Annotated in this window: 13 protein-coding genes; 2 read left to right on the forward strand and 11 right to left on the reverse strand. The window is 66.8% G+C overall.

The annotated features are described in order from the left end of the window. Positions 1–59: 59 nt before the first annotated feature. The 5 genes from era to AC1DZV_RS12225 all read right to left on the reverse strand — a co-directional run bounded on the left by era (position 60) and on the right by AC1DZV_RS12225 (position 4,698). Positions 60–1,019 (reverse strand): GTPase Era, encoded by a 960-nt coding sequence (era, locus tag AC1DZV_RS12205; RefSeq protein WP_476870887.1) that lies wholly within the window; start codon positions 1,017–1,019, stop codon positions 60–62. Next, positions 1,003–2,334 carry a hemolysin family protein gene (locus tag AC1DZV_RS12210; RefSeq protein ID WP_476949446.1) on the reverse strand — a complete coding sequence of 444 codons (1,332 nt, stop codon included), beginning with the start codon at positions 2,332–2,334 and terminating at the stop codon, positions 1,003–1,005. The genes era and AC1DZV_RS12210 overlap by 17 nt, the downstream gene beginning before the upstream one ends. Next, a complete protein-coding gene (gene ybeY / locus AC1DZV_RS12215) occupies positions 2,331–2,804 on the reverse strand; it encodes an rRNA maturation RNase YbeY (RefSeq protein ID WP_028276709.1) in 474 nt (157 codons plus the stop codon). The genes AC1DZV_RS12210 and ybeY overlap by 4 nt, the downstream gene beginning before the upstream one ends. Further along, positions 2,801–3,889, reverse strand: coding sequence for a PhoH family protein (locus AC1DZV_RS12220; protein WP_028276708.1), 1,089 nt, complete (start codon positions 3,887–3,889; stop codon positions 2,801–2,803). The genes ybeY and AC1DZV_RS12220 overlap by 4 nt, the downstream gene beginning before the upstream one ends. Positions 3,890–4,182: 293 nt before the next feature. Continuing rightward, positions 4,183–4,698: a flavin reductase family protein gene (locus AC1DZV_RS12225; RefSeq protein WP_476949445.1), complete on the reverse strand. Its 516-nt coding sequence runs from the start codon at positions 4,696–4,698 to the stop codon at positions 4,183–4,185. A gap of 189 nt (positions 4,699–4,887) precedes the next feature. On the opposite strand from AC1DZV_RS12225, the gene AC1DZV_RS12230 reads away from it, so the two are divergent. Beyond that, complete coding sequence (locus AC1DZV_RS12230) at positions 4,888–5,538, forward strand: class I SAM-dependent DNA methyltransferase (protein WP_476953800.1); 651 nt, start codon at positions 4,888–4,890, stop codon at positions 5,536–5,538. Between the two features lie 6 nt (positions 5,539–5,544). On the opposite strand, the gene AC1DZV_RS12235 is transcribed toward AC1DZV_RS12230, so the two are convergent. The 3 genes from AC1DZV_RS12235 to AC1DZV_RS12245 all read right to left on the reverse strand — a co-directional run bounded on the left by AC1DZV_RS12235 (position 5,545) and on the right by AC1DZV_RS12245 (position 8,329). After that, entirely contained in the window at positions 5,545–6,579 is a 1,035-nt protein-coding gene (locus AC1DZV_RS12235; RefSeq protein WP_476953801.1) for an NAD-dependent epimerase/dehydratase family protein, read from the reverse strand. Between the two features lie 90 nt (positions 6,580–6,669). Further along, positions 6,670–7,167 (reverse strand): N-acetyltransferase family protein, encoded by a 498-nt coding sequence (locus AC1DZV_RS12240; protein ID WP_476949442.1) that lies wholly within the window; start codon positions 7,165–7,167, stop codon positions 6,670–6,672. A gap of 88 nt (positions 7,168–7,255) precedes the next feature. After that, complete coding sequence (locus AC1DZV_RS12245) at positions 7,256–8,329, reverse strand: DNA polymerase IV (RefSeq protein WP_476953802.1); 1,074 nt, start codon at positions 8,327–8,329, stop codon at positions 7,256–7,258. Positions 8,330–8,910: 581 nt separating this feature from the next. Here AC1DZV_RS12245 and AC1DZV_RS12250 point away from each other — a divergent pair. Next, the gene (locus tag AC1DZV_RS12250) at positions 8,911–9,837 is read left to right on the forward strand and encodes a GerMN domain-containing protein (protein ID WP_476949440.1); all 927 of its coding nucleotides are present in this window, start codon (positions 8,911–8,913) and stop codon (positions 9,835–9,837) included. A 50-nt stretch (positions 9,838–9,887) separates the two neighbouring features. Here AC1DZV_RS12250 and AC1DZV_RS12255 read toward each other — a convergent pair whose 3' ends face one another. The 3 genes from AC1DZV_RS12255 to hrcA form a co-directional block, all read right to left on the reverse strand. Further along, positions 9,888–10,676, reverse strand: a complete 789-nt coding sequence (locus AC1DZV_RS12255) for a 16S rRNA (uracil(1498)-N(3))-methyltransferase (protein ID WP_476949439.1) — start codon at positions 10,674–10,676, stop codon at positions 9,888–9,890. A 2-nt stretch (positions 10,677–10,678) separates the two neighbouring features. Continuing rightward, positions 10,679–11,809 carry a molecular chaperone DnaJ gene (dnaJ, locus tag AC1DZV_RS12260; RefSeq protein ID WP_243177400.1) on the reverse strand — a complete coding sequence of 377 codons (1,131 nt, stop codon included), beginning with the start codon at positions 11,807–11,809 and terminating at the stop codon, positions 10,679–10,681. Positions 11,810–11,886: 77 nt separating this feature from the next. Further along, entirely contained in the window at positions 11,887–12,900 is a 1,014-nt protein-coding gene (gene hrcA, locus AC1DZV_RS12265) for a heat-inducible transcriptional repressor HrcA (RefSeq protein ID WP_476943603.1), read from the reverse strand. Between the last annotated feature and the right edge of the window lie 72 nt (positions 12,901–12,972).

Here is a 12,972-nt window from a genome sequence, read left to right on the forward strand (position 1 = left end):
TCTCTTGGGAGCGGCGGGAAGGGCCAACGGCCACAATAGCGGCCTAAGAACAGCGCGTCTCAGAAGCCCAGTTTGACGAGCTGCTTCGGGTCGCGCTGCCAGTCCTTGGCGACCTTGACGTGCAGGTCAAGGTAGATCCGGGCACCGAGCAGCGCCTCGATCGCCTTGCGCGCGTTGGTGCCGACCTCGCGGAGCCGGGCACCGCCCTTGCCGATGATGATGGCCTTCTGGGAAGGCCGCTCGACGTACAGGTTGACGCGGACGTCCAGGAACGGACGGTCCTCGGGCCGGCCTTCCCGCGGAACGATCTCATCGACGACGACGGCCAGGGAGTGCGGCAATTCGTCGCGGACGCCTTCGAGGGCTGCTTCCCTGATGAGTTCGGCGATCATCACCGCTTCCGGTTCGTCCGTCAGGTGACCGTCGGGGTACAGCGGCGGCGACGCCGGCATGTGACCGATCAGGACGTCGGCAAGGGTCTCGACCTGGAAGCCGTCCGTGGCGGAGACCGGGACGATGTCCTTCCAGCCGTCCTCGCCGAGGACCTCGCGGCCCAGGGCGGCGACGGCGAGCAGCTGCTCGGTGAGGGCCTGGCGGTCGACGGTGTCGGCCTTGGTCACGATCGCGATGATGGGCTTGTTGGGGATGGCGGCGAGCTGGGCGGCAATGAACTTGTCCCCCGGGCCGATTTTCTCGTTGGCCGGCAGGCAGAATCCGATCGCGTCGACCTCGGCGAGGGTATCGGCGACCAGTTCGTTCAGCCGCTTCCCCAGCAGCGTGCGCGGGCGGTGCAGGCCCGGGGTGTCAACGAGGATCAACTGGGCGTCGTCCCGGTGCACGATGCCACGGATTGTGTGGCGCGTGGTCTGGGGCTTGGCCGAGGTGATCGCGACTTTTTGACCGACCAAGGCGTTGGTGAGGGTGGACTTGCCCGCATTGGGCCGTCCGACCAGCACCGAGAAACCGGCGCGGTAGCCGCCGTAGGCTGCGTCGCCGTCGGACTTATTCTGCTTGCTCACGTGAGACTCCCTGTTGGATTGGTGCGGCCTCGTCGAGAAGGTCTTCAAGGTCAGTTTGTTCTTTTGCTACGGCGGCCGCAATGATGTGGCTGACGCGGTTCCGCCGGCCCTCCAGCCTGTCGGCGCGGAGGGACAGTCCGTGGACCTGGACGGTGCTGCCGACAATCGGCACCCGCCCGAGGGCCTTGGCGAGCAGGCCGCCCACGGTGTCTACTTCGTCGTCGTCGAGCTCGAGGTCGAAGAGTTCGCCGAGGTCATCGATGCTCATGCGGGCGCTGACCCGGTAGCTTCCGTCCCCCAGGGCCACGGCCTCGGCGCTTTCGGTGTCGTATTCGTCCACGATTTCGCCGACGATCTCCTCGATGAGGTCCTCGAGCGTGACCAGACCCGCCGTTCCGCCGTATTCGTCGATGACGATCGCAACGTGTGTGGATTCCTTCTGGAGTTCGCGGAGCAGGTCGCTGACGAGCTTCGAGTCCGGCACGTAGCGGACCTCGCGGGCCACCTCGTCCACGACCGGGGGTTCCTCGTCCGGGCCGAGGTTGTGGAGCGAGGCGGCAACGTCCTTCAGGTACACAATGCCTAGGATCTGGTCCGTGTTTTCGCCGATAATCGGGATCCGCGAGTACCCGGAGCGCAGGAACAGCGACATCGCCCGGTGCAGGCTGGACCCGGAGTCGATCGTGAGGATGTCTGTCCTGGGCACCATGACGGAGCGGACCAGGGTGTCCCCGAAGTCGAAGACCGACTGGATCAGCTCGGCCTCGTTGTCCTCGATCACGTCGGACTCGGTGGCCCGGTCCACGAGTTCGCGGAATTCTTCCTCGCTGAAGAACGCCTCGCTGTCGGCCGGCGCGCCGGGAGCCACGACGCTGCCGAGCCGCACCAGCCAGCCCGGGATCGGGCCGAGCACGGCGTAGAGGGACCGGACCAGCGGGGCGCTGAACCGGACCAGGGCGGCAGAGTGGACCCGGCCGAGCTGCCGCGGGGACACCCCCACGATCACGAAGCCGACCAGCGCCATGATGCCGGTGGCCGCCAGTCCGGCCAGCCAGACGTTGTCCAGCATGCTGTAAAGGAGCACGGTCACGGCGACGGCGGCGGCCATCTCGAACCAGACCCGCCAGAACCGCAGGGCGCGCATGTGCCCCACGGGCTGGGCCAGGATGCGTTTGAGCGAGGTGCCCCTGCTGTTCAGGACCGCCTGCTCGGCGTCGTGCCTGGGCAGGAAGTTGAACGCGGACTCGGCAGCGGTCAGCACTGCGGCAAAGCTAAGGAACACCAGCGCCATGCCGGCGAGGATCAGTGGGGTCACTGAACCGTCTCGGACGGGGCCGCTTTGCCGGTGAAGGCGGTCAGGAGTTCGCGCTGCAGCCCGAACATCTCTTCCTTCTCTTCCGGCTCGGCGTGGTCATAGCCCAGCAGGTGCAGGATGCCGTGCGTGGTCAGCAGCAGCATCTCGTCCTGGGTGGAGTGGCCGGCGTTGCGGGCCTGGACCTCGGCCACCTGGGGGCAGATGGCGATGTCGCCGAGCATGCCCTGCGGCGTCGGCTTGTCCGGCGTGCCCGGGGTCAGCTCGTCCATGGGGACGGAGAGGACGTCGGTGGAGCCTGGCTCGTCCATCAGTTCGAGGTGCAGCTTTTCCATGGCCGGTTCGTCCACGAGCAGAATGGACAGCTCCGCCTGCGGGTGGATGTAAAGGCTTTCGAAGATGAAACGCGACAGCGCCACGAGCCCGGCCTCGTCCACGACGACGCCGGATTCGTTGTTGACCTCAATGCTCATGCGTGTTCTCCCCGCGTTTCCCGGGCAACAGAGTGCTTGACCCGGTTCCTTTGGACTTCGTCCCAGATGCTGTAGGCATTGACGATATCCCCCACCAGGCGGTGCCGGACGACGTCTGAGGCGTCCAGGATCGAGAAGTTGACGTCCTCGATTCCCTGCAGGATCTCCTCGACAATCCTGAGCCCCGAGCGGGTGCCGAAGGGCAGGTCCACCTGGGTGATGTCGCCGGTGACCACCATCTTGGAGCCGAAGCCCAGACGGGTCAGGAACATCTTCATCTGTTCCGGCGTGGTGTTCTGCGCCTCATCGAGAATGATGAAGGCATCGTTCAGCGTGCGGCCTCGCATGTACGCCAGCGGGGCGACCTCGATGGTGCCGGCGGCCATGAGACGGGGAATGGATTCGGGGTCCATCATGTCGTGCAGGGCGTCGTACAGGGGCCGCAGGTAGGGGTCGATCTTGTCGCTCAGGGTGCCCGGCAGGAAGCCGAGCCGCTCCCCCGCCTCGACGGCAGGACGGGTCAGGATGATGCGGCTGACTTCCTTCTGCTGCAGGGCCTGGACGGCCTTGGCCATTGCCAGGTAGGTCTTGCCGGTACCGGCCGGACCGATCCCGAAGATCACGGTGTTGGCGTCGATCGCGTCCACATAGTTCTTCTGGTTCAGCGTCTTGGGCCGGATGGTCTTCCCACGGGTGGAGAGGATGTTGGTGGTCAACACTTCCACGGGGTTCTGCAGCGACTGGCTGCGCAGCAGGGAGACGAGCTGCTGCAGCACGGCCGGGGTGATGACGGTGCCCCGGGCCACCAGCCCCCGCACCTCGTTGAGCAGGCGCATGATGCGCGGCACGTCGGCGGCAGGACCGCTGATCGCAAGCTCGTTGCCCCGGACATGGAAATCGACGGCGGGGAACTGGTTTTCGATGAACCTTAGGGCTTCGTCATGGCTGCCCAGCGACTGGACCATCTGCTCTGAGTCGTCGAACAAGACCACCTCCGTCCGCAGCCCTGGTAGGGAGTGGGGAAATTCCCCTGCGGTGCGTTCTCGGGCGCTGAACCGGGCCTTGCCGTTCGCTGCTTCAGTCATGGTGTTGGCCCGCGGGCCTCTGGTCCCCTCCAGTATGAATATGGTCTGTCGCCGTGATCCGTACCGACGGCGGTTCGCACCGCCCGCGGCCAGGGTCTACGGGTGCTTCCATCTTACGCCAGCGCGGCGCGGCCGACGCCGGAGGGGATCCGGCGCCGGCCGTTACGGGTAGGCGTTTCCGAAGATGACCCACCCCTCGAGCCAGTGGGCGCCTGTTGCCGGGCACGGCTGTTCCGCGTTGCCGGGTTCCGGCGCCCGCTCCGGCTTCGGAACCCGTTCCGGTTCCGACACGGTCAAGCCGCGCTCTCCAGCGCGCCGGCGCGGGACCCGACGCCCGCGTACCGTCCCTTGTAGAAGAGCAGGGGCTCAGCGTCGGGGCGGGCGCCCAGGGCGCGGACGGCGCCGACGACGATCGTGTGGTCGCCGCCGTCGTACTCCTGGTGGAGTTCGCAATCCACCCAGGCCAGGGCGTTATCCAGGACGGGGTTGCCCAGCGGCGAGGGAGAATGGCCGACGCCGGCGAACTTGTCCGTCCCCGAGCGCGCGAACTGCCCCGCCAGATGCTGGTGCTCTGCCGCCAGGATGTTCACGGCAAACCGACCCGCCGCACGCAGCAGCGGCCAGGTGCTCGATGTCCGTGCGGGGCTGAAAGTGACCAGGGCCGGCTCCAGGGACAGGGAGGCGAAGGACTGGCAAGTGAAACCGGCCGGCCCGTGCTGGGTTGCTGCGGTGATCACCGTCAGTCCGGTGGCGAAGTGTCCGAGAATGTGGCGGAGTGCCTTCGGGCTGAGGTCAGAATGTTCCGTCATGGCGGGTCCTTTCGAGCGCTGGTAGCCCCAATCAACCACCGCAGACGCGGGTTCCCAAGCCCGGCTGCAACGCACAGTCGCGCAACGACACAACGCGTCACGGACCCGTTGCATGACGTAAGAATTCGGCACCAGGAGTTCGCCGGCCATGGCCGTTAGGCTCGGTTGATGGCAAACCAGGAAAATTTGATGGACGTCAGATCCGCGTACGACACAGTCGCCGAGACCTATTCAGCGGTGATCCCGGATACCAGTTTCGAGGCCCCGCTGGATATGGCCATGATGGACCACTTCATCGCCCACATGCGCGGCACGGCGGACCGGACGGTGATCGACGTCGGATGCGGTGCCGGACGCATGACCAGTTACCTCGGCCACGCGGGGCTGAACGTCAGCGGTGTGGACCTGTCGCCCGAAATGGTCCGGATCGCGCAACAACTGCATCCCGGGCTCTTGTTCGAGCTGGGAGAGCTGACGGACCTGCCCCAGGCCGACGCGGCTGCGGACGGTGTCCTCGCCTGGTACTCGATCATCCACTCTCCCCCGACGGCTCTGCCGGCGATCGCGCGCGAGTTCTGGAGGGCGCTCCGCCCTGGCGGTTCGGCGCTCGTCGCCTTCCACGCCGGCAGCGGCCACCGCACGATTGACCGTGCCTACGGACACGACGTCCAGCTCCGGGCGGAACTGCACGCACCCGAGGAGGTGGCGCTCCGGTTCACCGAACAAGGCTTTGAGATGCGCGCCCAGCTGGTGCGTTCACCGAGGGCCAAGGAAAACCATCCACAGGCCGCCATCCTCGTCGACAAACCCTTCGTGTCTTCAACACTTAGTCCTTCATAGGGGAAGTTAACGTGCTCGCAGGGCCGAACCAGCGGTGAACTGCTCTTCCCGGGCGTAGTCGAGATAGTGTTTGAGGGACGGATCGCCGGTTCCCGGCATGGCTCCCGCCGCTGCCGCCTTCACCAGCCAGTCCACCTGATGCGGGATGGTCTGAGCGTATGTCCCCACAGGTTCATAGCCGAGGTCGAGGGAGGCCCTGGTGCTCAGTACCAGCGGAGGCCGGAAATCCCACGGATGGTCACCGAGGCCCGCGGGTGCGCTGTCATCCAGAAGCACTTCTTCCCAGTGGTGGCCCAGGTAGCGGGCAATTGCTGCGGCGATCTGCCGGGCATTCGGCGCATCTGGATCGGCGCTGTTGAGGATCCGTGCCACGGGCACGGCGGCAACCCGTTCCACGAGGGCCGCCGTGTTCACCGCTGCCGTCGTGTGGTCTGCGCCCTGCCCCGCATGGGCCAGGAACACGGCCGGGCGCCGGTCGAGCACCCGTTTGACGAACATCCATTCCCGGGGCAGGGCGGCGCCCTCACCATGAACCTTGGACGCCCGGATCACCGTCACGGGATGGCCGCTGTCCAGGAGGGTGTTCTCTGCGGCCACCTTGTTGGCGCCATAGCCTTCCCGGGATTGGTAGTCCCCGGTTCCCGGCCGCATGGTCGGATTGTTCTCAAGGATCGGCGCATCAAAGCGTGGCGCTACATCGGAATTGACGTGGTTGCCGGCGGCGTCAACGTACACAGCCTTGCTCGAAAGCATGACGGCCGAGGTCACCGCGGCCAGGTGCGGCAGGAGTTGCCGGGCGTCGGCGTCGGTGTAGCACACCGCGTCCACGAGGAGATCGGCACCACCGGCCATCACCCCGGCCAGTGCGGCGTCGTCACGACGTTCGGCGGCGATAAATCGGGCACCGGCGGCAGCCAGGTCAGCCGGCATCTTGGTCCGGTCCCGGCCCGTCACGTCCACAGCCCAGCCGGCACGGATCAGCCGCCACGCAATCGCGCGGCCGAGAACGCCAGTGCCTCCAAGGATCACAGCCCGTTTCATTTGTCCGACTCTAATGGACGGGTGCCTTTGCGGGCGCACCGCCAAAGTAAGGTACTTCCTCAGTCGACGTTCAGCGTGACACCTGCCCGGCTAAATGTCGGAGCGGACCATCCGTATTTCAGGTAGTTCCTCCCATTCGGGTGAAAGCAACTTACGCGTCCCATCAGGCTGAAAACCGTTCTTGGCGTAAAAGGCCTGAGCGCGCACATTGGCCTCAAGGACCCACAGGTAGGCGGGTAAATCGCCGAGGGCGGCCTTCAACAGGGCGACACCGAGCCCAGTGCCATGAGTGCGCCTCAGCGTGTAAATGGAGTAAAGCTCAAGTTCGCCAGGCAGGTCATCGTCACGCCCCGTACCGGCGTCGGCAAATCCAACTATTTCATTACTCTCGTCCACGGCGATGATTCGCGGCTGGGCGCTGTCCAGATACGGTCGGCGTTTTTCCACGCGCACCGGCATGCTGGCACGGCGGGCATCGAAGAACGCCGGGGACAAAAGGTGCCCGTAGCATTCCTCATGGGCCAGGGTGTGCATCCTGACAACGGCATCAGCGTCCTCGACCGCGGCCTGGCGGATCTGATATTCCATCGTCCCAGCCTAACTTTGACTTGAGAGCTTGCCAGGGTCATTTTGCAGCCGGCCCGCAGAACGCTGCACCGGTAAGGAAGCGACGCCGTCACCAGCCGCCGCGCGTCGGCGTATGTCCCTTTCGGGCATCGTCGGGCATTGCCATTTCGGCCCGCAGGCCCAGGAGCCGGATCGGACGGTCCGCTTCGATTCCGGCTGCGAGGTCCAGCGCCTGCGCGAGGATTTCGTCCCGGTCGAATGTCTCGGGAAGCTTCCTCGCGTGGGTCTTGGTGACGAACGGCGCGTACCGGACCTTGAGGGTCAGCCCAACCACGGGCCGACCTTCGGCCACAACATCCTCCAGGACGCGCGCTGTCAACTCCCTCACGGCGTCGTCGACCTGGGCGGGTTCGGTCAGGTCGCGCTGGAAGGTGGTCTCCCGGCTATGCCCTCGGGCAACCCACGGAGTGTCGTCCACAACACTGGCACCGTCCCCGCGTCCGAGCTCCGCGTACCAAGGTCCCATCCTGGGGCCGAACTCCGGGACCAGGTCACGGGGGTCGGACGCGGCTAGCTCGGCCACTGTGTTGATGCCGAGTTTGGCCAGCCTGCCCGACACCCTGGTTCCGACGCCCCAGAGCTCCTTGGTGGGCCGACGGCCCATGACGTCGAGCCAGTTCCCGGCAGTGAGACGGAAGACGCCGGCCGGCTTGCCGAAACCGGTGGCGACCTTGGCCCGGACCAGGGTGTCGCCGATGCCCACGCTGCAGTGCAGCTGCGTTCGCTCCAGGACAGCGGCCTGCAGCTGCCGGGCGTAGGCTTCCGGATTCTCCGTCTCGGTGCCTACAAAAGCTTCATCCCACCCGAGGACCTGCACGGTGGCGCCGGGCTGCGCGCGCAGGGTAGCCATGACCGTTTCAGACGCCGCGAGGTAAGCCTCCTGATCGACGGGCAGGATCACAGCTTCGGGCACTTTCCGGGCAGCAATGCGTAAGGGCATTCCGGAACCCACGCCGAACGCCCTCGCTTCGTAGGATGCGGTCGACACCACGGCGCGTTCCGTGGGGTCGCCCCGACCGCCGACAATGATCGGCTTGCCAGCAAGCTCCGGCCGCCGGAGCACTTCGACCGCCGCGATGAACTGGTCGAGATCGACGTGCAGCACCCATGGGATTCCGCTCACGCCACCAGTCTGCCCTAAACATCCCTTACAAGCACCGGCCCTCCACCAAGCCTGGCCGGACTCGCCGTCGTCAACGTGCCCTCCCATGCCCGTCGCTGCTGCGCACCGAAGTGCTTGGAGACCGGGTGCGGACAGCGTTGGGCGCAAAGGCCGACGATCTGGAAAAGTGTCGAACTCCTGGCCCTGACGCCCTACGCTGGCCTCCCAGCAGCGGCGAGGAAACGGCTCCGCCTCCGCGATGGCATGCCAATGCACTGATACGCCTGGTGCTGCGTCCCCTCGCCCGGACCACGTCAGCGCAAGGAACCACAAGCGGACGCCATTAGGTATCAACTTTGTATCGGCCTCATATCGTTCCCGTTGCAGTTCCGGCGCCAGGGCCCAAACCCGGCTTCCGCGCCGCGCCCGTGTGCCATGCTGGAATCCGGCTGTCCCGGCATCGCCGGGCCGGCCTCCGGCCGGTGAGGGATCGGGCGGCTGTCAGCGGCCGGCGACGGCAACAAACGGATCATCACCGCGGGACGCGGGGCTTAAGACGAAGGGACAGCGGCATCAGGAAGCGTGGAGTTCAGCAGCCATCGGTGGGGCGCGTCCGCCGCGTCGCGCTGGCGTTGGCGCTGCCTGCCGTGCTCGTCCTGTCCGGCTGCGTGGCGACGCCGCAGAGCGGCATCACAAATTCCAGCAGTCCATCAGAGCTCATTCCCGCCCCGGCGTCGGGCGTCCCCACCACGAGCGCACCGCTCGAGACTGCCCAGACGTCGAACAAGGCTCCGGTGTATTGGATCGGCCGGGCCAATGACAACGCGTTTCTCTACCGCGAGTTCCGCGACGTTCCGGATCAGGACAATCCCGTCACCCGCGCCCTTCGGGTCATGATGTCGCAGAAGCCCTTGGACCCGGATTTTTTCACGCCCTGGCAAAATCCGAAGAAGCTGGCGACGTCGATTTCCGGCAAGAACGTCATCACGGTGGATGTCTCCGCTGATGCCTTCAACAGCAACGTGGATGCGGCCATGGCCGAGCGCGCCATCCAGCAGCTCGTCTACACGGCGACAGCTGCCGCGGCCAGCGCCGGCCTCATCGATGCCGGACAGCAGGTCCAGGTGGTTGTGCTGGTGGACGGGCACACCGACTACGTCGCGTTCAACCATGTCCGGCTGGGCGAGCCGACGTCCCGCAGCGCCGGGATGGTGGCACCTGTGTGGATCATTGATCCGCAGGAGGGCACGTCCGTGGCCGACGGTTCGGTCAAGATCAGTGGCCGCAGCACCGTCCAGGGCGGGAAGCTCCGCTGGGCGATCCTCAAGGTTGACGGCGACGGCGACAACGCCAAGACCGCGTATCTCAACGGCAGCGCCACCGCCTCGGCCGATGCAGCCCGGCCCGGGTTGTTCACCTTGTCCGTGAACCTCGGCCCGGGCAATTACGAGGTCCGGGTGTCCCAGGTGGACGCATCCGACAGCGCCAAGGAAGTATTCCAGGACACCCGCGGGTTTACGGTCAAATAGCCGTCACCTCAACAAGGCATCACGTCACCTGCGGCGCCGGCTGCCGCAGGTCACCAGCGGCCGAGGATATCGCTGGCCAGCACAGTGGCGGCGGGCCCGGCCGTGGACGAACGCAGCACATGGTGCCCCAAAAGGGCCGTAACTGCGCCGGCGTCGCAAAGCCGGGTCACCTCCCGCGGACTGATCCCGCCCTCCGGACCCACGATCAGCAGGACCTCACGGGATCCGGCATCGTCTGCCACAACCTCGCCGGGCCCAACACTTTCCAGCCAGGCCTCGAGTACCTGCCGCAGCGGGCGCACAGCGTCCTCGTGCAGGATGACGGCGAGGTCTGCCGCCGCTACGACCGTCTGCAGCCCGGCGCCGTCGACGGCGGCCCGGACCTCGGGAATCCATGCCCGGCGCGCCTGCTTGGCAGCTGCCGTCACCACCGACTGCCACTTGGCATGTGCCTTCGCGGCCCGCTCAGCCTTCCACCGCACAATGGACCGCTCGGCCTGCCAGGGAATGACGGCGTCGATGCCCAACTCGGTCGCGGTCTCGGCCGCCAGTTCATCGCGGTCGCCCTTGGCGAGGGCCTGGACCAGGACCAGCCGTGTTCCGGGCCGTGGTTCCTCAGCCAGGCCCACGCATTCGACGGTCAGCTCCCCGGCAGCGACGGCTGTCACGGTGCCGGTCAGGCGCTTGCCGGCGCCGTCCGCGATGTCGACGGCTTCGCCGACGCCGATCCGTTTGACGGTGACGGCGTGGCGGGCCTCGGTGCCCCCGAGGACGAAGGCCGAGCCGGGGACCTGCTGGTCCAGGGCGCCTGGGGCGGTGAAGAAGACCGGGTTACTCACCGCTACAGGTTACCGAGCCGGTCCCGCAGTTTGGCGAAGACGCCGCCGCTGGCCGCGAGCTTTCCTTCCGTGAGGTGCTCACCGCGGTGCTTGGCCAGCTGGCGGAGAAGTTCCTCCTGGACGTGATCGAGCTTGACCGGCGTTTCCACCTGCAGGTGCACCTTCAGATCACCGCGGCCGTGGCCGCGCAGGTGCGTGACGCCGAGACCGCGAAGGGTGATGATCTCGCCGGACTGGGTGCCGGCCTTGACGTCGATCTCCTGCTGTCCGTCGAAGGTGTCGAGGGATATTTCGGTGCCGAGGGCGGCCGCCGTCATGGGAATGTTGAGGCTCGCGTGGAGGTCATCGCCCTCACGCACGTAAGTGGCGTCGTTGTTGACCCTGATCTCCACGTACAGGTCCCCGGCGGGGCCGCCGGCGGGGCCGGCCTCGCCCTGGCCGGACAGCTGGATGCGGGTGCCGGTGGCCACACCGGCCGGGACCTTGACGGTGAGGGAGCGGCGGCTGCGGATCCGGCCCTGGCCGCTGCATTCGTTGCACGGGTCCTTAATGACGGTGCCGAAGCCCTCGCAAGACCCGCAGGGGGCGGACGTCATGACCTGGCCCAGGATGGACCGCACGGCGCGCTGGACCTGACCGCTGCCGCCACAGATGTCGCAGCGGACCGGGTGGGTGCCTTCCCGGCAGCAGGACCCCTCGCAGGTGGGGCAGATGACGGCCGTGTCGACCTCGAGCTTTTTGTTCACGCCGAACACCGCATCGCGGAGGTCGATCCGGACGCTGATCAGCGCGTCCTGGCCGCGGCGGACCCGGGACGACGGGCCGCCCTGGCCGCCACCGGCGCCGAAGAAGGTCTCGAAGATGTCCTGGAAGGCGAAGCCCTGGCCCGAGTAGCTGCCGCCGCCGAACCCGTTGTCGGTACCGTTCTCGTTGCCCGTGGTGTCATAGACCCGGCGCTTCTGCGGATCGGAGAGGACCTCGTAGGCGTGCGTGACGGCCTTGAACCTGTCCGAGGCGTCCTCCCCGGGGTTCACGTCCGGGTGCAGGGTCCGGGCCAGTTTCCGGTAGGCCTTCTTGATCTCCTCCCCCGATGCGTCGCGGGAGACTCCAAGAACGTCGTAGTGGCTGCTCAAAGTGTGTATCTCTTCCTTGTTGTACTGCCTGTGGGCACTGCCTGTGGGGCAAGAAGTCGTATTCGGTCCCGGGCCTGTCAGGGGCCCAGGATCCTCGAAAGGTAGCGGGCCACCGCTCGGACGGCCGCCATGGTGGTGGGATAGTCCATCCGGGTGGGCCCAAGCACTCCGACCTTGGCCGTGGCGTCCGGCCCGTATGCAGTGGCCACGACCGAGGCCTCGGCGAGACCGTCGTAGGGGTTTTCCCGACCGATGCTGACGGTCACGCCGCGCGGGTCTTCGGCCATTTCGCTGAGCAGGCGGAGCATGACCACCTGTTCCTCGAGGGCCTCCAGCACGGGGCCGATGCTGAGCGGGAAGTCCACATTGGAGCGGGCCAGGTTGGCGGTGCCGGCCATGACCATGCGCTCTTCACGGCTGCTCGTGGCCAGGGCCTCGAGGCCGCGGGCCAGCGCCTGGGCTGCTCCGCGCCGCGCGGGCGGGCCGCCGGCAACGACGGCGGGCAGCAGCTGCGGCATCAGGCTCAGCGGTGTACCGGACAGGCTGGCCAGAAAGCTCGTCCGCAATTCCGCCAGCGCGTCGTCGGGAATGTCCTGCCCGACGTCGATCACGCGCTGCTCCACCTTGCCGGTGTCAGCGATCAGGACCGCCAGCACTTTCCGGGGCGCCAGCAGCACGAACTCGATGTGCCGCACCCGGGCGCGGCTGCGCAGCGGATACTGCACGACGGCGACCTGGTTGGTCAGGTGCGAGAGGAGCCTCACGGTCCGGTCAAGGATGTCGTCGAGGTCCTCGGATCCTTCCAGCAGCGCCTGGATGGCCCGGCGCTCGGCCGGCGACAACGGCTTCACCGCCGAGATCTGGTCGACGAACAGCCGGTAGCCCTTGTCAGTGGGGATCCGGCCGGCGCTCGTATGCGGTGCCGTGATCAGACCCTCGTCTTCCAGCGCCGCCATGTCATTTCGGATCGTGGCGCTCGAGACGCCGAGATGGTGCCGTTCAACGAGCGCTTTGGAACCAACGGGCTCACGCGAATGGACGTAGTCCTCCACGATGGCGCGCAGCACTTCGAGTTTGCGCGGTTCGCTCACGCTCCACCTCCTGTCGACTGTCCCGCAGCCGGTGCCACTCCCCTCGTCCGTCCGGGTCCACAAGTGGTGCAC

This window comes from Arthrobacter sp. P1_D12 (assembly GCF_056406175.1).